The organism is Noviherbaspirillum malthae (assembly GCF_015352985.1).
Taxonomy (GTDB): Bacteria; Pseudomonadota; Gammaproteobacteria; order Burkholderiales; family Burkholderiaceae_D; genus Noviherbaspirillum; species Noviherbaspirillum malthae.
In genome coordinates this window covers 1-20,866 of record NZ_JACYXF010000015.1, presented here as the reverse complement: position 1 = coordinate 20,866, position 20,866 = coordinate 1, and the positions used below count along the sequence as shown (strand labels likewise).

Annotated in this window: 17 protein-coding genes; 6 read left to right on the top strand and 11 right to left on the bottom strand. The window is 55.4% G+C overall.

The features are described from left to right. Positions 1-14: 14 nt before the first annotated feature. The gene (locus IGW03_RS17525; RefSeq protein WP_194723864.1) at positions 15-2,414 is read right to left on the bottom strand and encodes an HAD family hydrolase; all 2,400 of its coding nucleotides are present in this window, start codon (positions 2,412-2,414) and stop codon (positions 15-17) included. A gap of 1,491 nt (positions 2,415-3,905) precedes the next feature. Here IGW03_RS17525 and IGW03_RS17520 point away from each other — a divergent pair. Further along, positions 3,906-5,066, top strand: a complete 1,161-nt coding sequence (locus IGW03_RS17520) for a hypothetical protein (RefSeq protein ID WP_228535698.1) — start codon at positions 3,906-3,908, stop codon at positions 5,064-5,066. A 5-nt stretch (positions 5,067-5,071) separates the two neighbouring features. Here the strand turns inward: IGW03_RS17520 and IGW03_RS17515 are convergent, their stop codons facing one another. Further along, positions 5,072-5,365, bottom strand: coding sequence for a hypothetical protein (locus tag IGW03_RS17515; protein WP_194723862.1), 294 nt, complete (start codon positions 5,363-5,365; stop codon positions 5,072-5,074). A 4-nt stretch (positions 5,366-5,369) separates the two neighbouring features. Between IGW03_RS17515 and IGW03_RS17510 the strand changes: the two genes are divergently transcribed. Both IGW03_RS17510 and IGW03_RS17505 read left to right on the top strand, forming a co-directional pair. Beyond that, positions 5,370-6,851: a hypothetical protein gene (locus tag IGW03_RS17510; RefSeq protein ID WP_194723861.1), complete on the top strand. Its 1,482-nt coding sequence runs from the start codon at positions 5,370-5,372 to the stop codon at positions 6,849-6,851. 1,149 nt (positions 6,852-8,000) lie between these two features. Continuing rightward, complete coding sequence (locus tag IGW03_RS17505) at positions 8,001-8,687, top strand: hypothetical protein (protein ID WP_194723860.1); 687 nt, start codon at positions 8,001-8,003, stop codon at positions 8,685-8,687. A gap of 453 nt (positions 8,688-9,140) precedes the next feature. Here IGW03_RS17505 and IGW03_RS17500 read toward each other — a convergent pair whose 3' ends face one another. Then, entirely contained in the window at positions 9,141-9,494 is a 354-nt protein-coding gene (locus IGW03_RS17500; RefSeq protein WP_194723859.1) for a LexA family protein, read from the bottom strand. A 106-nt stretch (positions 9,495-9,600) separates the two neighbouring features. Between IGW03_RS17500 and IGW03_RS17495 the strand changes: the two genes are divergently transcribed. Beyond that, complete coding sequence (locus IGW03_RS17495) at positions 9,601-10,182, top strand: MASE1 domain-containing protein (RefSeq protein WP_228535697.1); 582 nt, start codon at positions 9,601-9,603, stop codon at positions 10,180-10,182. Between the two features lie 909 nt (positions 10,183-11,091). Here the strand turns inward: IGW03_RS17495 and IGW03_RS17490 are convergent. From IGW03_RS17490 to tnpC, 4 genes are all read right to left on the bottom strand, one after another. Continuing rightward, positions 11,092-11,193, bottom strand: coding sequence for a helix-turn-helix domain-containing protein (locus tag IGW03_RS17490; RefSeq protein WP_228535695.1), 102 nt, complete (start codon positions 11,191-11,193; stop codon positions 11,092-11,094). A gap of 431 nt (positions 11,194-11,624) precedes the next feature. Then, a complete protein-coding gene (locus tag IGW03_RS38110) occupies positions 11,625-11,921 on the bottom strand; it encodes a Calx-beta domain-containing protein (RefSeq protein WP_438943656.1) in 297 nt (98 codons plus the stop codon). Between the two features lie 16 nt (positions 11,922-11,937). Continuing rightward, complete coding sequence (locus IGW03_RS38105) at positions 11,938-12,096, bottom strand: hypothetical protein (protein ID WP_228535728.1); 159 nt, start codon at positions 12,094-12,096, stop codon at positions 11,938-11,940. A gap of 335 nt (positions 12,097-12,431) precedes the next feature. After that, the gene (tnpC, locus tag IGW03_RS17480; RefSeq protein WP_194723857.1) at positions 12,432-13,892 is read right to left on the bottom strand and encodes an IS66 family transposase; all 1,461 of its coding nucleotides are present in this window, start codon (positions 13,890-13,892) and stop codon (positions 12,432-12,434) included. A gap of 350 nt (positions 13,893-14,242) precedes the next feature. Here tnpC and IGW03_RS17475 point away from each other — a divergent pair, with 350 nt between their 5' ends. Together IGW03_RS17475 and IGW03_RS17470 are read left to right on the top strand one after the other, a co-directional pair. Then, a complete protein-coding gene (locus IGW03_RS17475) occupies positions 14,243-14,665 on the top strand; it encodes an IS630 transposase-related protein (protein WP_194723856.1) in 423 nt (140 codons plus the stop codon). Then, positions 14,662-15,195 (top strand): IS630 family transposase, encoded by a 534-nt coding sequence (locus IGW03_RS17470; protein WP_323744991.1) that lies wholly within the window; start codon positions 14,662-14,664, stop codon positions 15,193-15,195. Before IGW03_RS17475 ends, IGW03_RS17470 begins: the two co-directional genes overlap by 4 nt. A gap of 294 nt (positions 15,196-15,489) precedes the next feature. On the opposite strand, the gene IGW03_RS17465 is transcribed toward IGW03_RS17470, so the two are convergent. From IGW03_RS17465 to IGW03_RS17450, 4 genes are all read right to left on the bottom strand, one after another. Continuing rightward, a complete protein-coding gene (locus IGW03_RS17465; RefSeq protein ID WP_194723855.1) occupies positions 15,490-17,070 on the bottom strand; it encodes a M48 family metallopeptidase in 1,581 nt (526 codons plus the stop codon). Beyond that, entirely contained in the window at positions 17,057-17,419 is a 363-nt protein-coding gene (locus IGW03_RS17460) for a hypothetical protein (RefSeq protein WP_194723854.1), read from the bottom strand. The genes IGW03_RS17465 and IGW03_RS17460 overlap by 14 nt, the downstream gene beginning before the upstream one ends. Positions 17,420-17,436: 17 nt before the next feature. Continuing rightward, the gene (locus tag IGW03_RS17455) at positions 17,437-19,011 is read right to left on the bottom strand and encodes a CHASE2 domain-containing protein (RefSeq protein ID WP_194723853.1); all 1,575 of its coding nucleotides are present in this window, start codon (positions 19,009-19,011) and stop codon (positions 17,437-17,439) included. A 1,003-nt stretch (positions 19,012-20,014) separates the two neighbouring features. Continuing rightward, positions 20,015-20,810 (bottom strand): IS5 family transposase gene (locus IGW03_RS17450; protein ID WP_438943655.1). Its coding sequence is split into 2 segments (ribosomal slippage): positions 20,015-20,510 and positions 20,509-20,810, totalling 798 coding nucleotides; the frame shifts between segments, so codons are not numbered across the junction. Positions 20,811-20,866: the final 56 nt, after the last annotated feature.

Genomic DNA, 20,866 nt, shown 5'->3' with positions numbered 1-20,866 from the left:
TCTAACAATGTCTCTTAGCTAACCAACTCAGGGGCCGGCGCATGCGCAAAGCGGTGCGCGATTGGACGAAATGTCAGCCGACACACATATTTGCGTACGTCAGCCGTTGCCACGGGCAGGTATATCATTGCTCCCGCCTCAAGCGCGTACAACCCGTTACCTTGGTGAGCCATTTGATCAAAAAGGACATCCTTGCCCAATATCAGGTCAGAGGCATTGTGCATTGCTTCTTTTTCCACCAATTGCAACGTATCGATCTGCATCCACGCGTACCGTTGGCCGACCAACGCCGCGACGTTATAGTGGTTGCTGAGAGGAAGAACTAATGAATAAAAGCCATCATGGGTTCCGTAGGCCGTGAGCTGGCTGCTGGAATGGCTGTGGCTACTGGCGATCAGTACCGGTACCTGCTCGGTTCGGTATGAACTTTTAGCAGTGACTAACTTAAAGTTATACCTATTCTGTGCAAACAACAGCGTAGACAGTGAAATATCGAGATGGCGCAATTCCATCGGATAGTTGGTCCGCATATTGTCCGCGTATTCATTCATGTAACCAAAGCCCTGGCGCCGCATTCCCGTAATGCCTTCCTCAAGATCAAACAACGCCATCTTCATGTCAGTGCCCAGGTTGACGTCAAACTGAAACGCTTGCAGGCAAGTGATTTCTGACGACGTCGGAAAATACAGCATCCTGGCCAAGTCAATTGCAGCGCCGTGAGCCATTTGCATCTCCTCCCGACGCGGACGATGACAAGGCGCTAACGTAGCATAGTCTTTAATGAAGTCAAGGCAAGCCTGCTGGATGGTACTGACGACAGCATGCTGTGTTGGAGGAAGCGCCGTATCGGCAAACACTGGCATACCGCCATCATCATAACCAATCGTACTCGGCGCATTCTGCGTACAGACCATTTCGAGCGCGGCGATATAGCTTGTCAACGCCGAGATGATCCGATTGTCAGCCCATGATGGGTCAATCAGGCCCTTGCGAAATTTTTGCCCTTCCGGCACTTCAGCGGCCAACAAGTATCGCCCGATCAGATCAATATTCAGGTCGTCCTTGAGTATTTGTTGCAATTGCGTCTGCGCGGTGCCACTGTAGCCGAGATCAATGAACATTAGTGTGTCACCGCTCTGGACGCCAGTGACACGTTGGATATGCTTGATCAAACGTTGCCGAAACTGTCTGGAGTTAGACAAGATAACGTTCAAGGTTTCTTTTTGCCTAATCAAGTTTGCAAACTCGCGCATTGGCCGTTCTGCGCGACGCGCCTTTGCAATAATCCGATCAGTCAGATCTGACGGAAGGAGAAATTGACGTGCCAAGAAGCCCATATTGTCTGGGCTGATCTTTTCAGCGACCTGCTTGAGGATTTTGTCTTCCGAATCCAGGGCGGCTGCAACTGCAGTGAAGCGGCTGATATTGAGGAATCCGCCCACCTCTTCACCGAACAGGGCTTCGCATGCCTTCGCCGGGAGATAGCCGTCTCGCAACAAAAATCCGACCTTGACAATCCGCCCCTGCTGTCGAATTCGGCCGAGTTCTTGCAAAATGAAATCGGCAAATGCATAAAGCACCGGCCCCACGCTAGCGTATCCAATTATTTCTTCCGTACTGGTATAGTTGCGCTGCGCTAGCATCCCATGAAAATAACTCGGAATGGCATGAATTTGCCTTAGTTCTGGCAATAGCTGGACGGCAGCCTGATGACGACCCTCTAGCATGTTGCTCACGTTCGAACATTGCTGTACCAGGCAGGTCCCATGCAAGCCATATTGCCTGGCCCCGTCCAGGTCAGCGGCTGGATTATCCCCGAGGTGCGTAATCTGTGACGGTTTCACTTTTAGCCTTTCCATCACTTTAACGAACAAGCCATTTGCCTTCGAATATCCGTAAGTCGCCGAACAAAATACATCGTCGATCAGCGCGTCCAGCTCGGGCATGGTTGAGAACAAGATGCTCTTGAGTTGTTTTTCCGAGAAGTAGATATCGCTGACAACAATGGTCCGCAAACCCGACTGTTTGGCGTAGCGGAGCAATTCGACGATGGGCTGAAAGATAAAACCATGCGCTATTTCGGAAAGTATTTCTTGTTCACATAGTTCAGCAATTTGTTTCGGAGATGCATTTGGCAGCGCAGCCTGGTAAATCTCTTCGAGGGTCACCTCAGTCGTTCCTGCACGGATCAATTTATTGGCGCGCGCGGAACTTTCGGCCCGTGTCCGTAGATATGCGGTTAACCCCGCTTCCCGATATTCTGAAGACTTTGCCAAGGTATAAAAAACATCAGCCGGTGACGCCACCTTGCGCCAAAACAGCGTGTCGAAACAGTCGAGAGACAGAACCGCGACATTGGGAAACGAGGACAGCCATGCCGGCGTCAATGCCGATGCTTGAATTGTGTGTTCCATCTGACTTTCTTGATTTCTACCCTAAGTTATGATCCATGTTCGCTCCACTCGTGCCACTAGCCCATCAGAGAGAGTAAGATCTTGTCGCCTACAACGATACCCACCAACAGTGAGGTCTATGGTTATCATCATTTGCCTAACGAAGACACGCGAATAAGCGTCACCGCGTCGTGTTTCAGTTTCACGATACGTAAAAATCTTAGAATTTACGTAACAGCAATCTGAATATGGCCGTGTACTTCGATTATCCTTAGCTTGCGGATTTTTAAAAGCGAGAAAAAACGGGGAAACGCCCCTTACCACTGCATTGGCAGAGCACAGGGGTTGCTCATACCGGTCGGCTTCCATCCCAACCTCAAGGGCACCAGTTTATCCCGCCCTGACGGAATGTCAGCGAGAACCTGAGAGAATACCGGTCAGAGTTAAACGATGCCTGAACCGATTACCCTTACTGAAGACCATCTTATTGATGCATTCCAGTGGTTGCTATTTATAGTAGCATTGTATAAATTGTCGATATCTATACTCATCTGGGCCGCATTATGCCGCGAGACTCTTCCAACTTGTAGAGAGTAGGACTTGATAAGGGCTCTTATCGAACGTGTTTTCATTGCGCAGAGGCGCGTTGCCGACCACAAGCTTGATCACCGATTGCACATACTCTTGCCCCGCGTACGACTTCCCGAATCCACAGCGTCGCGGTATTGCGCACGCCAGCCTTCGCACGTCGTCAATTAGCGTCAACAGGTCGCCCATCCGCATGCCGGATTTGTGCGGCCACACTTCCTCCCGCCCGATGACCAAGCCTTCCGGCCGCGTCACGACGACGATTGCAAGAAATGCAACGCTGATCCATGAGGCTGTCAGGTTCCGTCAGGTTGGAACAACCCTGTTGCGTTCACCCGCTGCAAGCCACCCACTGCGGCCCACTGCGATGGTGCGCACGCTACGTCGTCATGACAATGTGCCATCGTCCCGACCCCGATCTCATTCACGCACACCTGACGTCCTTATCAGAAAGCCGTGCTGCTGTCTATAGACTGGCAACCCGTTAAGCCAGTTGGTTTTCAGGGGGTCTTCAGGCCTCGTTTCACCATCCACCCCACGCGCTTGATGACGCAATATGGAGGGACGGGTTCAACAATCGACCAGACGCAAAACAACGTTCAACAAGTCGGTGCGCCGGGAACTTGAACGTGCCAGGCAACACCAGCAGCCAGATCGCGACCGGCTAATCTTTCGCCCGACAGGACGCAGGTCGGTCGGGCCGCCGTGGTGCAACAAGGTCGACACTGCGTCAGATTGATATCACGAGAGATGACGCTTCATCTCTCTTCACCGCACAGGAGGTAACACGAATGCATTGTCAACCGCAGCGAAACGTGCAGATTCATTTTGATCCAACTTCGAAGGACACCGAGAACATGTCAACGCAACGCTATACTTCCACGGCGACGCCGGCCAGTACGATTCTGGAGCAGGTCAAATCTGGTGCACTCATTTTTGGGGATTTTCAGCGACCTTACTGCTGGGACGCGAGCCAAGCATACGGCCTTCTCCGCTCCCTTGTACCAGGGAGTGCCGCTTGGGCAAGTGATTGCGTGGGCGCCTGAAGCGGGTCGCGGCTCGGACCAGGCCGGATCGCCGCAACCGCGCATCATCGTCGATGGCAAGCACCGGCTGTTAATCTTGCTTGCATGCCTGTACGGACAAACGCTGCTCCTCGAACACTGCGGTAACTCTGTACCGATGCGTGCGGCTTTCAACCCCCAACAAGAACGCTTTCTGCTGAGCGGGACAAAAACATCGACGACCCGTGCCTGGTTGCCGGACATCGCGGTGCTGTTCGACGGCGCCACCGACGTCAACCTGCTCATCGACCAGTATTGCGATGCAAACCCGCATTGTGCCCGCGCTCAAATCGGCGCGGCGATCGCGCGCCTGCGGTGCTGTGTCCACAACCCAATTGCGCTCACCGACCTAAACTCGACCTACGAAAAGACCGAGGTACTCGAGGTGTTCCGTGACGCCAACAAGACGTTTAGCCGACGCTCACGTGCGACCTGCAAAGCGGTGATCGAAGAACGGCTGAAGTCGCGCACGATGTTGGACTTCGATCGGCCCATGATACAAACGATCAATGCAAGCCAACGCCTGGTGGCTGAACGGGCTGCCGTCGCTCAGGAGATCGGACGCCCTGCTTTGCAGGTGGAGTTGCTGACCCAGTTCGGCAAGTCGTACCCCATTGTCGCGGCTAACCCACCCGAAACCATGGAAGCCGGCATGTGCTTCAAGAATGCCGCGATGCTTGCGCTGCAGTCACAAGGCACTGACAACCCCCTGTATTACTGTGAAGGCTATGCAGTCGCCGACAAGTTTCCGATGCCGTGGGCCCATGCCTGGTGCGTTGACGACGCCGGGGAAATCCATGACCCGACCTGGCCTAACGGCAGTGACTACTTCGGCATTCCCTTCACCCACAACGGGCTGGCAAACCTGTTGTTGGAGATCGGGTACTACGGCATCCTCGATCATTTGTACGTGCTTCAACACAAGCGCTGGACGCTCGAGCAGATCAGGACGCTCATCACCGGTGCGATTGCAGGCTCCATGTCACAGATGTTGTCGGGCCAAAGCAGCAGTCATGAATAGCGCCATCACTCGTCAGGCCATGCTGCCGCAGCAAGACGCCGCGGCACTGGATCACCGATCTTCTGCGCTAGCGTGCTCGGCACTGCGGGAGCCAGTACGACAATGATCGGGACGGCTGCAATTTCCATCAAAAATTTCACACCGCCGCTCTTATGCAGCAGCATTTTTTTCGTAGGTTTTTCACCCCCGAATTGCTCGTCCGGATTTACTGCAGTCCCGCACACGACCTTTGATACGCTATGCCGAAATGCATTGAGCGCGCCTTGCGCATGGACGAAAAGATCAACAGGACAACGCATACGTATGCCGACGAAACTGAAAACATTAATCCCGTCACCGAATGGTCGTGACGGTGCGCTGCAACAGGTGCCGGCTATGGATGGTGCCGAGTCCGACCATGACACCATGGGTAAAAAGGGACCCGCGTTCAAGCTGACCAGAGACGAGCTGTTCGCACTCCAGGGCAGCCCGCATCACGATATCGTGTTCTATCTCCATCTGCGCACGAAAATGGACTTCGGAACCGGGCAAGTCGGAGTCAAGAAATACGGCGTGTCTTGGGGGCGCATGGCGGCGCTGTCGCGGGTCCAGCCGCACCCCGGTCTCAAACAAATCAGCATGACCATCGACGTCGTACGCGGATGTGCCGAGCGACTGAAGCAGCGCGGACTGGTCAATGACGCAACGCAGGGACGGCGCCTCGGATTTTTGCTGCCCATGGCACTCACCGACCATGACACAGTCGACGGTAACACGCAGGATTGCTTTCGCATCAGCCGCATCGAAATCGACCGTCTGACAGGCGTGCCGCACGGCGTGATCGTGCTGTACCTGCAGTTGCGCGCCATGATGGATCTTCAGACCGGCACTGTCGGCATTCAGGAAAAGGTGTCATGGGACTATCTGGGCGATCTGCTTCGGATCGATGCAGACAAAGGTCGCCGTGCCAAGACGATCAATATCGACCAGGTCAGGAGAATGGCGAATTGGCTAACGAAACTTCAGTTGATCGACCTGTGCACCGAAGGCCGGCAACTGATTTTCAGGCTGCCATTCGCGCATGCGGATTTTCACGCCTCGCAGCAAGCCGCCAGTACGCCGACAGCCAAACCCGCCAGATCCCCGCGAGCTCAACCACCAGGTACGGTCTCGGAAACCGATCGCTATATCGAAGAACAGCGCCAGGCAGAATCCACAAAGCGGACCAGCTTTCCGGAGTCTGGTTCTATTGTTAAAACTTCCCTCTCTCCGTCACCTACCGTCGTTAACGGGAATCCGTGTCCGGATAGCGAGCTACAGACCCATCTGCTCAAGTTTGCCGATTGGATCAACGTGGCGGACCGTGCAACGATGGTTGGCATGATGTCTGACCTGTCGACCGTGCAGCAACAGCAGGCGATCGATAAATTTCAACACCAGATGGGCCGCAACATCAACTCTGTCACTGATTTTTTCAAATGGGTGCTGGATTCGGTTCGCAAAGGTCGCCTGGATACACTGTCAAGCCGCCCTCCGGCGCGGCATCAGCAGGAACCGCAGGCGGCATCGGACGCGCAGGACAGGGCCCGGCGTGCAGAGATCACCCAAGTTTGTGTGCGGCAGAACCATGATCGCGCCGAAGCTGAGCTCGAGGCAAAACTTTCCCTGATGGGCAAGCCCGTTAGTTTGCGGGATGCGTTAGGAATGAAATGGTCAGATGTCAACCCTGAATTTCATCGGAACCGCGACAATGCACGTGCGGCGCACGCGAAACGCGTGCGCAAAGCAGGTGACACCGCAGGGTAGGTCATTCCCTTTCGCGACGTTCCGGCTGTCTTTGGATGTTCACGGCTGGCCGCCTGAGAGAGATCTGCCATGCCCGCAGCAACGAGCTCGTACAGCAACGCCAATGTTCCCGGCAATCGAAGAGAGGGCACGATGGTGCTGTCAAGTGCGCTGCACGCCGGGGCGTATGCCGTCGTTTCGTGCCACAGCAACCCGCTCATCCTTTTGGATCCAAGGCACTGGCCCCCGGCACATCTGCACTTACCGATGAATGACTTCGCCGTATCCCTTTGGCCATTGGATCGATGATGGCCGTTGCAGGTCATTGACTATCTTCAGCACCGAGGGTGATCTGCACATGGCCTCCCGCTCAGTCTGTGCTGCCTGGATTTGCGGTGTTGTGATAAGCCAGCTGCTAGCTGTCTCGCCTTGGCTACGTCAACCATAACCTATGCCGCTGTGTCAGCACGCCAGAGTATGACCGGACAGCAGCGGCCAGTCTGCGGTGCCGTGCAGGCGGCTGCGGCAGGCCAACCTGCTTCGGCCAACCACCGGGTGCCGAGGTCCGTGTTTCTGGTCCAGATAAGCCGTCCGCTACCCGTACAAGCCCCGTTCATCCACGCAGCCTTGCTTTTTCGCCAGCAAGACGGCAGTCCCGTAGTGCGCCGCCCGCCGTCTTTTCCCAGCAGGCCAAATGGCGAGGCCGTGTTTGCGACGCCTATTCGAGCCGACCTCAGTCACGAGTCGCCATCGCATATGCATTGACGATTATGTTCTGGCTGCGGGGTGACGCTAGTTTGACCATCCCCGACCCCAAATTGGCCAGGCTGGCCTTTGCCACCGCGAAGCAAATGGCGTGAAAAAATATTTGCAGAAGTGTCTCCAACGCGCGTTCAAAAACTTTGTTTTCTGGTTATGATAATTGTGTGAGTCGGACAGGATCAGCTGACTCTGCAGACCAGACGAACCGAGGTGCTCGTGTACGTCCTGCCTACCCTGTTTTCGAGCGGGGATAACCCATTCGTGTCTTCACCGGCACGTCCGCGCAGCAGCTTTTGCAGCGTGGCCACATACCCTGACGTGTCACCAGCGTTGGGTCAGGATGCCGTCGACCGGATTCGGTCAGCGGCATGGATGGACTTATCACCACTTACCAGGAAGGGATGCAAATTGATCAAGAAACACTTCGATTGGTCCAGATTCGTTACCAGGCTTCGCCGCACGCGATTGCCTTTCTTCGCCGGCGACGAGGATGACTGCGGCTGCATTCAATTCGATACGCTGACGGCTCACGTCAGACTGAGCGTTGATCCTGCCTCGAACAGGATGACGCCCATCGAAGAATTCAATGGAAGCAAGTTTGTCGTCCGTGTGCCGTGCACCGTGTTCGGTCACGCGCTTGCGGCGATTTTCGCGTCGACGGAGCTCAAGCGGAATTACCGGCGTTTGCGTGCCAGCGCACAGGTCGACTACCGAAATGGCGATGAGGTGATCGTCTATGACTACGATGCCGCCGAGGCACTCGCCGACCTGTTCGGCCACCTGGACGGTGATTTGGAGAGCTGTGCACAACCCTACGTGGTAGACGACTTCTTGTTTGGCGCTGGCAATTCGCTCACCGACTACTGGAATGATCAGAACTTGGATGACGCCGTTGAAGAAACAAGCGCCTTGATTGACGACTGTGCCAAGCGCAATGGTTTTCTTCCGGTTGGCGATGTGCGCAGTTCATTGCTTCAGGCGGCTCGTTCAGCGATGGAATATGGCACGTTGAATCCGATCCATATCCACGAACTGCAGGCAGCCGGCGTCATTAACGAGCAACAGGCCGCCGAATGGTTCGAAGAAAACGCCTAAGGTAAGGCGCCATCCGGTTCATGAAGGACGCTGGTGTGGCACTGGCGTCCTTCGATTTGCGGTAACGGCGACGCCCGGCGCCGTCGGCGACCCATTCTTTCCGTGGGGACGTTGTGCAGCGCCTCGAGCGGGAGGTCAATTGGGAGCACGCTCACCATTGCTCAGTTGTCCAGACGAGCTGACGATACTGTCATTCGCTACGACCAACCCGTTTGACGTCGGCACATTGGATAGTGGAGCGCATGAGCGTCATCACCTTACACATACCTCGGCAAACCACGCACTGCCCCTATCTTGAGCGCATCACCGATGTCGAATGCCACGCTGGCGCTCGACATCACGCCAACGAGGTCATCGATCCGCAAGAGCGCTCGACCATCCGACGGCAGGACGGCCCGAGTGAAGGCGAGCCGCATGTCAAGGAAGGGAAACCGCGCCCTGCAAGCGTCACCGCTAGTGCCCCATCGCTCGCGCCATGCATTTGGACAGCTTGTCGAAATGGTGAAACGCTGCCTGGGTCAGCTCGATTTGTTTGCGTCGCGTGTCTTCCGTGTCGGCTAACATAATCCAACCCTTTTCGCGCAACGACTTGATCCTGCCATGGATGGTGGCCGGCGAACCAAATTCTTCCCTGGCCATCATATCCCGGACAGACAGTCTTTCGTCTTGCTGACTGATCCGGGCAATCCATGTCAGAATGCGTTCTTCCAAGGGATCAAGAGGCGGCAATGATGGCAGGCCGCGAATGGCGTCGGCCAACTCGAGAAAGCGTAAATAGAGATCAGCGGGGCGGTTCAAGTGTTTCATTGTAAAAATAGTCTCGTGCTGGCCTTTTGCGCCAGGCTGCATAGGGCGTGATAGGCCAGCGCGCATTTTACGCCAATAAATTTGTCCGATGATATCGAATATACGAATGCAACTCGCAATGGTGGTGACGACCGTCCTGCTGTTTTTGTCGTTGAATACCATCAACGAATGGTTTTTTGGCCAGCTTGAATATAGCTACGGCATCAACTGGGTGTTTCTCCCCGCCGGGATGCGGCTGTTGGCGACGCTGCTGTTCGGCACCGCTGGATTTACCGGTCTGTTCATCTCTGGCTTGTTGTTGAATTTTTTTCACTTTACCTTTGATGATCCGGTACGTGCAGTGCTGGGCGCATTGGCTGGCTCGCTTGGCGCCTATCTGGTGTATCTGCTGGCGCAACGCCGCTACGGTCTGCGGACATCGCTGGCCAATCTGACACCGAGAAGGCTGATGCTGTTGATCGTCGTGTGTTCGATGGCCAGTCCGCTGCTTCATCATCTGGTGTTTGCCTATCAGGGTCATACCGAGAATATCGTTCGCAGTTATCTGACCATGTTCATCGGTGACTTCATGGGAACGCTGCTCGTCATCTACACGATCAAAGGGACGTTGGCATTTCTCCCCTCAGCTGATCGTGTCAGGCATCGGCCAATGCTGATGAACATCTACAAATGTCTCGGGCTGACGTAATACCGGGATTCCTGAAGCAAGCCATTCTCCCTGCCAAGCCGTACCTGCAATCTGGAAGCCTACGAGGCCTCCTTGCCAACTTGATCGTGCCATGACAGAATATTTTGCTCTGGCGACAACCATGGCTTGATCCGCATATCCCCTGTCGGCAAGCGGGCGACTATGCAGTCGCTCATGGCGTTCCTCTTCCGGCGCGAGGGCTTAGTCTCCACGTGCCAACCGATGTCTCTTTCATCGTGGAGGTTTCCTGCGTTGGAAACTCTCCCCAAAATTGCTCGCCCTACGCACAGGGATACCCTTGCATTTGCCGAGTTCTCCACGGTTGTCGCACGGATGCGCCACCACGCGAGTCGTCCACTCTGTTCGTGCTATCCCGCAATTGATACTCCGGCCTGACATCCTTCAGCTTCACCAGCTTGGTGGTTTTGACAACCGTTGTCCGTCTGTACGAATGGGCCTTCCCCATCACGATGCCGACAGCGCCGCCCTGCGGGACTGATAATTCGACGTCGCGCTCCGTCTGGATCGACACGAACCACTTGCCGCACGCATAGCAAACGGTGACATTGTTGGCATCGCCGAGTACCTCGCGGCTCTTGCGGTATCCAATCCAGCCGAGTTTTGGTAGAAACAGACGACTGTGCCCCTGGTCAAACTTGAAGCCCTGTGGATAGCGAAAGCTGTCGAAACGGCCCTTCTTTTTGAAGCACGGAAGTCCAATCGGTTCTCAAAGAAGTTCTTGTACGCCCGCTCCAGATTCTTCAGTGCCTGCTGCAATGCCTGGCTAGGCGTCTCGGCCAGCCATCACGTTTCGGGTTGCCTCTTCCACTCGGTAAGCGCCTTGCACATCGAGAAATAGCCGAAATCCCTGTTCCAGGCTCTCCTGCGCTCCTGTTGTAACGCCATTGCCTAGTTGAACACGAACCGGCAGGATCCGGCAAAGCGACGCATGGTGCGCTGCTGTTCGCCATTGGGCTTGAGTTCGAATTTGAAGGCTGGGTGCCGTTTCATCGCGCACAGTATAGTGTGGTCTCTGGAGCGGAACAACGGCCTTCCGGATGAACAGCAATATGTTGATAACATGCCCGTTCAATTGGGCGTTGTGACGAAGGATTGGCTAACTCTGCCATTTAGCTTCGCCAAATCCCCCATTGGATAAGGGAATCGCAGGCCCGGCATGCAGTGCGTTGGCGAATGCGGCTCCACCATCGTGCCGCTGGTAATTTCATCGTTTGATGCCGTTAGCTCGTGTGCATGCAGTCCACCGGTTAGCGTTGCGCCGCACGTGCATGAATCATTATTAAAGAGAAATGGAAGTCGAGGCTGCCTGGCGACGCACTGAAAGCGCTTGATGAATACGTTCAGACCGCAAGCTTGTATCGCGCTTTGCGATCTGAACCTGTGTTAGCCTACCGGATGCTTGTTTTTCTCATCACCGATGCTTAATCGTTATCGACGATAGTAGCAAGCACACGACTTGTTCCGATGGCCGCATTGGTTGGATTCAGTAAAACGAAATGGAAGCTTTCCGACGGCTCTGCAGAAGCGTCATTGCGAATCCCGATACGCACAGTCTGCGACTGCACACCTGGTGCAAAAATCAATTCCCCCTGTGCATGATCGTAATCGAATCCCCCGACCGCATTTGCATATTCAGTGCGATACAGCACCCGTACCTCGGAAGTACTCGGCCCGTTCAAACGTACGGTGAACTCGGCGAAAGGATCCCCTTCACTGATGACAATGTCTGTTGTGCTAAGAATAGATGTGCTGGGTGTTGTCGGCGTTGTCGGCGTTGTTGGTGTTGTTGGTGTTGTTGGTGTTGTTGGTGTTGTTGGTGTTGTTGGTGTTGTCGGTGTTGTCGGCGTTGTCGGCGTTGTCGGCGTTGTCGGCGTTGTCGTCTGACCTGAGCATCGAGGGTCAAGGCTACAGCTATTGACGATTCTTCCATCGGCTGTGTACACCGTGGGAGCAAAGGTGGACGGTCCGGTGTTTGCGTAACCGGCATCGCCGCTTCCGCCGCCACAGCCTGCCAATGTGAAACACAGCATTGGTACCATCGTGGAACGATTTATCTTAACTTTAGACATTCTTTTTCTCCATTAGAATACAAAATGCCCCCTTGCTCCCTTGCCCTGCCGTCCAATTATGAAGAGCTTAGTAAAGAATGGTTAAGAGCAGTTCACCGGCTCAATTGACAAATATCATGCGAACGCTTTACCGATATTGGGCATATTTCCTGTAGCCGTTCACCTCGCTACGCTGCTGTCTGGGATTAAGGATGGAGCGATGCCGTCGCCCCAATGCGCCTGAATGACCTGAGTGAGGAAGGTGAGCGGATTGCGCCCTTGCAGTTTGCAACTGCCAACGACGGTCATGATGCGCTCGATATAGCGGGAACCACGTGGTGACTGAGACCCACCGCTCACCTTGCGCCATAGAACAAAGCTGCGCAGTGCTCGTTCGGCTGTGTTGTTGGTTGGCTCCACGCCCGGCGTATCCACGAAGGTCCATAGCGCCTGGCGCCAACGCAGGATGTGTCGGCAGGTTCGCGCTGTCTCGGCATGTCGGCCCTGTGCGCCTTGTTGCAGCAAGGTCTCGATGCGATAGCGTAAGAACCGCATGTGGCAGGCGAACATGCTGTGACTCAAGGTGCCGTCCCTTACCCAGTGCCAGAAGTGGAACAGGCGCTGCGTACAGGCGACCAGGTCGTCGCCAATGCGTCCGGGCTCGCCACTGCGCTCAGCCATCTTCGTGAAGTCGCGCAGCAGGTGCGCCCAGCACAGTTGTCGGCGCGGTGCTTCGACCCAGGCATAGGCGCCATAACGGTCCGATACCAGAATGCCGGCAAAGCGCTCGCCCAGTGCTGCCTTGGCCGCTTGTGTACTGCGCGTAGCCGCAGCCCGGAACACTGCCACGGTATCGGCCACGACCAACCATAGCCAGTGCCTGCAACCACCTTCCTTGTGACCAGTCTCGTCGGCATGCACGACGCCGGCTTGCTGCACGTAGGCGTGCGCCTGCTGCACAACGTCCTCCAATGCGGCACCGATTTCGGCTTCACCTTCGCTGATGGCGCCTACCGACAGATCAATACCAAACAGATCGGTCAGTAGCCCTTGCACTTGCCGCTTGCTCAAGTGATAGCTTCCGGTGAGCGTGCCAATGGCCGCCAGCAGACGCGGGCCGGTGACGCGACGAGAAACGCCGGCTGGCAAGCTGGCTTCACAGACTTTGCCGCACCTGCAGCAGGTACCGGCCAGGAGCCGGTATTCGGTGACGGTGGGCGCAATCGGCGGCAGGTCAAGCACTTGATGCCGCGCACACAGGCCGGTAATGCGCACGGCGCCGCCACAAGCGGGACACGGATCCGGCACGCAGTCCTGCACGTGTGTGATCTGTTCGGCCGGCAGCAAGGTACGCGCCTTGCCGGAATGACCGGGCTGGGCACCACGCTTCTTGCCCGACGGCGATTTGCCGGCAGAAGGCCGATGTGGATCGGCCGAAGGCGGTGTGGAGGAATTGTGGGAGTTGGTGCGCAGCCGCTCTTCCAGGGCCTGCACACGTTCGGTCAGGGTGGCGATCTGCTGGTCGCGCTCCTGGAGCTGTTGCGCTTGCGCACGCAACACCAGCCACAACGCATCAATGAGCGCTTGGGCTTCTTCTAGGGTGCGCACCCGTGGTGCTGGTTGCGACAAGTCGATACTCATGAACGTAAGAATCGCCAAACCGAACGAGGTTGCGGGTGGAGCGCGCCTCTTTACTGTTCATTGCCGCAACTCAGTGCTGGGCTGCATTCGGCTTGACTTCCGGACGCTTCCGGCAAGGTGAACAGTTACTATTTCCTTGGTCGGAAATCGCGCCACATCTTGGTTCTTAATAGAAAATTTGAGTTGTTAATACGCTTCATAAATCAACCGTTCGAAATTTTAAAATTGACTACCATGCCCCTACTCGATTAGAAATCCGCACACTCTACAGCGTGTTGCATGAATTCATCTAGAATTCACGAAAGGCTTTCTTGTCAAAGAAATGTTGCCATTCATATCTTTGACCGATCATGGCCTCTCCTTATTCTCTGGATTTACGGCAGAAGATTCTGCAGGCCCACGAACGCGGTATGGGTTCTCAACGTGAAATTGCCGAGTTCCTTGGTGTCAGTCTCTCGTTCGTGGAAAAGTTGCTGCAGCGGGTGCGTTGCACCGGCAATGCCGCTGCTAAAAAGCAAGGACGTGGCCCGAGCACGCGCTTGAATGACAGCGCACAGGCCCATGTTCGTCTTCTGGTTGAACGGCAGCCCGATATTACGCTGGCTGAATTAGCCGATCAGGTTGACCATTTGACTGGTGTGCGTGTGAGCCGGGCAACCCTTTGCCGGTTATTGCAGCGGCTGCGCATGCCGCTTAAAAAAAGACCGTCCATGCATGTGAGAGAGATACCCCGCGAGTCCGTCGAGCTCGTCGCCAATACCGCAGAAAGATAGCCCGCCATTCGTCGCGCCGGTTGAAGTTTATCGACGAGACCGGATGCAATATTGCCATGACGCGTCGCCGCGGGCGCGCAACACCTGGTGTTCGCGTCGAGGATGCCGTACCAAAGAACTTCGGTCGCAATGTGACTGTGCTGGGAGCGTTGTCCTGCCAGGGTCTGGAAGCAGTCATGACCGTCGATAGCGCCACCGATGCCACGGTGTTCCGTACTTATGTAAATCATGTTCTGATACCGACCTTGCGGCCAGGCGATGTCGTGGTGATGGATAACTTGAGTGCACACAAAGTCGCCGGTATTGAACAAGCCATTGAAGGTGCCGGAGCCACCTTAATCTATCTGCCACCTTACTCGCCAGAGTTCTCGCCCATTGAAAACTGCTGGTCCAAGCTGAAGACCAAACTAAGAATTGCGGAGGCAAGGACTCGTCAGGCACTTGAAGAAGCCTTGAGTGCGGCGATCGACTCAATCAGCGCCGCTGATGCTAAAGGCTGGTTTAAGCATTGCGGCTATCCTCTACATTAATGTGAAATCCGCTGTAGGTGGGCAGTGTTGGTGGTGCATCGCTGGACGTGGTCAAGCGCTACGTGGCGAGCTAGAGTATGGTGGAACGTCCGCGGTCCCGCTAACCCCTCCTGGCTTCTCCTAGGAAGGGGAATGCGCGGGACATGAATGTTCAAGCACCTGCATGCGAATGCATTTGGTCCGGCCACATGCAACATGGCGACCGATTTCCGTCGCCTCGCGATGGTGGCTCTCGCGGCCGGAAAACATTTTTCAGCCCTCACATCTTGCTGCTGACGACGAGAGGCCCACGCCCTACTTTTTCTTGAAGATCTTATCCACGATATGTTCCGCCTTTCTCTTTTCTAGTTGCTCGGTCTTGGCTCGTTCGGCCGGACTAATAGCGGCTTGCGTACACCGTGAAGACATGCGACGGAAATTCTTACCGCAATCTCCCGCCATGCGCTTGGCTTCATTCCAACCGTCGGTCAAGCCGACAAAACGGACTGCATCCGGCCAGGCCTCTTCTGCATGTCGAAAGTAGGCCAACCCTGCTTCCATGACTTTTTTCGCATCTGCGGTTTTGTGCCTTTCTTTGAGCGCACTGCTACGTTCGAGGTAGGTTTTCCAAGACCGGTCAGGCTCCGAATTGAAATTTGCTTCAAGCACCTGCCCTGGGTCAACTCGTCTATTTCCTGTCGCCACAGCATGCTCATTTAAGACGGTATAAAGCGCAAATAAAGGAACGGCGTGGTTTGCCGTTGGTGCCGTCACCGCGCGTTTGGCGGCCTCAGCAGACGCCGGGTCCCAGGGTGCATTGATTGCCTGGAACGCCAGGGCATAGTTCTTGAGGATGGCAGTGGTGCGGCGTTCTTGCAGCGCGCTCTTGAGCGGCGCCATGATCGGCTCGCGACTCGTCTGCACTTGTGGAAAAGGCTCGACAGCCAGAGCTAACGCATCAATTCGCTGTTGGGTTTCAGGATGGTCACTGCGCATTTTGGCAAAGGCCTTGTTGAGGTCAAATGCCATGTTTTGTAGTGTCGTGTTGATTTCGGCACTCACTCCGTTTTTGGAACTTTCCCGTAACGCCTTAACCAGCTGTTGTTGCCTGGCCTTCTCGCGTTCCTCGTTACGTTCCTCCCAAGTCGCCATGCGCTCCAAGAATGCTTTCATGCCGTGCTCATAGGAATAGCCGAGCTTCAGAGACAGGTTGAGTCCGAAGTTATCAGCGGCACTTTCCTGAGATCGGCTGTAAATCGTGGTCACAAGGCCACGGCTCAACGTATAGGCAGTCGTGAAGCTATCGAGCTGGGTCCAGCCTGTTGCTTGCGCGGTATTTTTGGCAATGGCGATGCCAAGACTTACGGCATCAGCCGCCGTGTTCGCATCAGCGACCGCACCTTCTAGCTGATGGTAATGCAAATAAATATGGCCGAATTCATGACTTAATAAGGCCACGAGTTCATCTTCGCTTTCAACGGAACTCAACCAAGGCAACGATACGTAAATATTGCCTGCTGCAGTGGCATAGGCATTGAGTGCATCGGTTGCCAGGATATGTACGGTTCCCGGCCAGCCGGCAACCCCGGCTTGTGTTTTGAGACGGGCATATAGTCCGTTGAGGTAACGCTGCATTTCGGGTGCATTGACTAGCCCAAAGTTACGCGCACGCTGATTTAGCACGTCCTGTGTTGCATTCGGCCATGCACGTTCCGTCGGTGGGGACAAAGCGCCGACCGGGCTGGTTTCTTCAGTACTACTGACCGTGCCCTTAGCAGGAAGGTCGGCGAGGCGCTTTACCGTCGTCACGCAGCCCGATAACATACCCAGGCTGACCGCGAGCATCGTGGCGAGTAACACGCGTGCCTGAGGCGAGACGAGCTTATTTGCAAGCATCTTTTCCGGCTCCAGGCGTTGCAGCGGTGAGCCCGGTGGTGGCAGCGACCGCGACCGCACCACAGTTGGCGGTGGTATCTCGGCTGATGCGTACCTTCGAACCACGTACCCAGTAATCCTTGCCGTCAATGATCACTTGATAAAAGCCGGTTTGTTTGGACTGAATGATCCATGGCAGACCCGCCTGCCCCACGTTGATCTGACGCGCCGGATGCGCTGCGTCGGGCTGCTCGTAGAGATCAATCGTGGCACTGGTTGCCGGGCTGGGAGCCACCACTTTATCCTGCGCGAAGGTGGCAGGAATGACCGCGGCAAGCAGGGCAAAAATCACTGGCGATGTCACCTTCATGAATTCCCTTTCTACGATTATGGCGTCAATGGTTCGGTTTGCGGCTGTGTTTGCTTGTCAGGCTGTTCCTTGCCCAGAAAATACCATCGCAGCTTGCTGAGATAATTAAGCCCTTCCGCGAGCAGTGTCATGCTGACCAGCTCCACGACGGGGAGCATGCCAATGCGGAAATAATCCTGCAGTTTCGCGATCAACCACATCGCCACTATCGTCTGGACCAGGATTCGCGCTAACCAGACCACCGCTGTCACTAAGCATTTCAATGTGCGTTGTTTTGTGTTTTTCTCCAGCACGTTGTCATACCACGCTGGAGAACTCAGCTGCGGAGCAAGCCAGCGTATCACGGCTGACCATACCAAGTGCACGACGAGCACCACCAACACTACCAGCCCGCAAGGGACGAGAAGTGCAGCCAATGGTCCATCGGTCCACTCTGCGCTGAGCTTGTAGTCTGAGCCGTAGGTAAGGAAATTATCCAGTGCCATCGCATGCAAGTAGACGCCGGGGAGCAGCCGGTGGACTGGTGAATCAACGAAATCATTGTAACCAGGTATATTGGCCCCTACCATCACATATCGGTGTGCCAAATACGGCGCCAGTTCCTTTTCCGAGAGCTCGCCCAGCTGTGCCATCGACAGCGTACGGTGGTACGGGCACAAGGGTGGCTTGGCCGGATCTTCAAAGAATTGACGCACGACGCCGGGAATGAAGTTTTGCCAGCCAAACTCGCCTGGGCGACATGCCGCCAAGCGGTTAGGTCGATCCGGCTGGGGAGCCGAATTGTGGCCCCAGATCAGTGACATCGGCACGCTTTCCCGGCCCAGGTCAAGGTTAGCCGCGTCCTGTGCAATCGCCATGGCCGCACTACGGTATGACGGTTGCACCTCGGGATCGCTGGCCGGGCCCGATTGCCAGCCAGCGGCGGAGCGGTGCCGGCTCAGCTGATAGCTCCAGGCCAACCCATCGAGTGGGTCAGGCAGATAATCGACCCCAACGAGCGTAAAACAGTTTGGTGCTCCTGCAGGTTGGTCATCAGCAAGACCAGCGCGTACCGTCAAGCGTCCATCACTGGCCGCAGGCAGGGCAGCCAAAAATATCGGTACCTTGAACTCGTTCTGGACTGTGCACAACGCCTTCTTAAGAGCTGGCAAGGTCGGGTCATTACGGCCCTGCCCAAATGTAATGTCAAGCAAGATTGCTTTGGGGCGCGCAGCAGGATCGCCGGCCAACCGCAACAGCCAGTCCGCATGATCCTGATAGCTAATTGGCCAGGCGCTGTGAGTGTCCTCAAGAAACTGTTGGTCGTACATGACCACGGTGATCTGGTCCCGTGCCTTGTCCGAATACGCATATTGGGCTGTTAACGGTGCTTGCGTGCTGGCCATGAACCGTGTCATTACCATGCCACTTGCATTGAGCTTATCGCCGACACAAAGCATTAATAACGACACACTCAGCAGGATCACGAACGACCAGATAAAAACGCCTACGCGCATGGGTGGGCGCGGTGTCACGGTATCGCTGATACGCAGCGCCGCCTCGAAGGATGCCCAGCAACCGCTGTCCTCTCCTTTTGTTGTTTCAATCTTCATGCGCGTGTCGTCTGGTTTTGTAACGCACAATTATAAATACGTTGACTGTTAGTTGGTATAAAAATGTCAATAGAACGACAGATGGCGTACTTGGCGCCTGAGTGAATCATGGGTTCGGACTTGAAAATACAGTGCCCAAGCACGTCACCAGTCTGAATCACCTGATACGGCTGTATGTTGCTTCAACCAGGCAATCCAATCCGGCGATCGTCGCCAGTAACACGGCGGCGTGGCGGTAAGTTGAGGCCGACCGGTGGCAGGTCGGTTGGGCCGCCATTCAAATTCTTCTCAGCAACATCTTCCAAGCGGCGCCGCTGTGCTCCAGCATAGCCGGCGCGTCGCCTAGCGACATGCCAGCGACGCCGTCCGGCCTGCCTGAAGGTGAAGCGGCGCCACTGGGAACCCGCCGTACGCAATCGGGACGGCCTGTTTTTCGGGATATTGCTTGACGACTGACAGCTGCACAGCAAGATCGCCCGGCAGCGAAAAGATTTCTATCACAAGCTGGCCACTTGGATGGTAGAGACCTCGGGTTGATGGGACCGAAGAATTGAACGTGGCCGGGCTGATCTGCAGGCCGGAAAAGAAGACCGATGACGCCACCGGCGAGGCACTGTCCAACGGTGCAGCAGCCAAGGCCGGGCTGAATCGCAGTATCCTTGATGCTGCACCTTCCATGTTGTTGCGGATGTTCGGGAGCAAAGCGGGGGACGCTGGGTCCTGGTTGGAGCAGGCCGACAACCACAAACTGAAGCCAACGCAACGCTGCCACCGGCGTGGCGCGCTGGCACCGAAGGATTTGGGCGAGCGCGTGCCTATCTGTCAGTGCGGTTGCGGTTGCGGTTGCGGTTGCGGTTGCGGTTGCGGTTGCGGTTGCGGGCGGAAAACGCCGCGAAAACGATCTTGCCCTGGATAATTGAAGGCGAAGCCTGGGTTGGAACGATCCAGGTGGGACAACCACATGAAACTCCACTTATCGCCGCGCTAGTAGCTTAGTGCGTGATCAGTATCTTTTTAGCAGAAGAGCGAGGAACGCGAGGACAATGAACTGTTCGCTGGTATGCAGTTTCCGCTCACAGTTTTTCCATAGACGGCGGCACTTTTCAAGCCACGCGAAGGACCTTTCGACCACCCAGCGCTGCGGGATGACAGCAAACGTGTGCAGCTCATTGCGCTTGGCCACTTGTACCTTCGCACCAAGCGTCTGGTAAGTCAGATTTTCGAATCGCTCGCCGGTATAGCCTCCATCGACGAGCACCTGTTTAACCTGGGCCAGCCTATCGTCATGGGCGGCAAACATGAGCAGCGCACCATTGCGATCATTGACTTCGGCAGTCGTGACCATGATGGCATGTGGCAGGCCTTGCGTATCCACGGCGATATGCCGCTTGATGCCGGAGACCTTCTTGCCAGCGTCATAGCCTTTGTGCCGGGCGGTATCGGTATTCTTGACGCTTTGTGCGTCCACGATGCAAAAGCTCGTCAAGGGCAGCCGCCCATTTCTCTTGCGCTCTTGCTCCACCGATTTTTTTTAAGCACTGGTCAAGCAGGCTCATATGGCTGTTATCGGGAATACGCGTCCAGGCATCGAAGTAGTAACGCACCGTGCTCACCGGGGGAAAGTCGGATGGCAAAGCCCGCCAAGTTGCCGCGTTCTTGAGCAGGTAAAGGATCGCGCAAAAGATGTCGTACAAGTCAACATTCCTTGGATTGGTACGCTTGCGGCTGCCTTCCAACAAGGGACGAACTTGGTCAAACTGTTCACGACTGATATCGCTTGGATAATACTTTCTGCTCATTTCGGTCCAACGTCACCACAAACCCGCTTTGGACAGAAAAATATCGATCACGTTCT

What these genes read in the sequence shown, in the direction of transcription:
- IGW03_RS17525 (WP_194723864.1), bottom strand. Translation starts at nt 2,414, where the DNA reads ATGGAACACACAATTCAAGCATCGGCATTGACGCCGGCATGGCTGTCC.
- IGW03_RS17515 (WP_194723862.1), bottom strand. Translation starts at nt 5,365, where the DNA reads ATGCGTTGTCCTGTTGATCTTTTCGTCCATGCGCAAGGCGCGCTCAAT.
- IGW03_RS17510 (WP_194723861.1), top strand. Translation starts at nt 5,370, where the DNA reads ATGCCGACGAAACTGAAAACATTAATCCCGTCACCGAATGGTCGTGAC.
- IGW03_RS17500 (WP_194723859.1), bottom strand. Translation starts at nt 9,494, where the DNA reads ATGAAACACTTGAACCGCCCCGCTGATCTCTATTTACGCTTTCTCGAG.
- IGW03_RS17495 (WP_228535697.1), top strand. Translation starts at nt 9,601, where the DNA reads ATGCAACTCGCAATGGTGGTGACGACCGTCCTGCTGTTTTTGTCGTTG.
- IGW03_RS17490 (WP_228535695.1), bottom strand. Translation starts at nt 11,193, where the DNA reads ATGAAACGGCACCCAGCCTTCAAATTCGAACTCAAGCCCAATGGCGAA.
- IGW03_RS38105 (WP_228535728.1), bottom strand. Translation starts at nt 12,096, where the DNA reads ATGCTCAGGTCAGACGACAACGCCGACAACGCCGACAACGCCGACAAC.
- tnpC (WP_194723857.1), bottom strand. Translation starts at nt 13,892, where the DNA reads ATGAGTATCGACTTGTCGCAACCAGCACCACGGGTGCGCACCCTAGAA.
- IGW03_RS17475 (WP_194723856.1), top strand. Translation starts at nt 14,243, where the DNA reads ATGGCCTCTCCTTATTCTCTGGATTTACGGCAGAAGATTCTGCAGGCC.
- IGW03_RS17465 (WP_194723855.1), bottom strand. Translation starts at nt 17,070, where the DNA reads ATGCTTGCAAATAAGCTCGTCTCGCCTCAGGCACGCGTGTTACTCGCC.
- IGW03_RS17460 (WP_194723854.1), bottom strand. Translation starts at nt 17,419, where the DNA reads ATGAAGGTGACATCGCCAGTGATTTTTGCCCTGCTTGCCGCGGTCATT.
- IGW03_RS17455 (WP_194723853.1), bottom strand. Translation starts at nt 19,011, where the DNA reads ATGAAGATTGAAACAACAAAAGGAGAGGACAGCGGTTGCTGGGCATCC.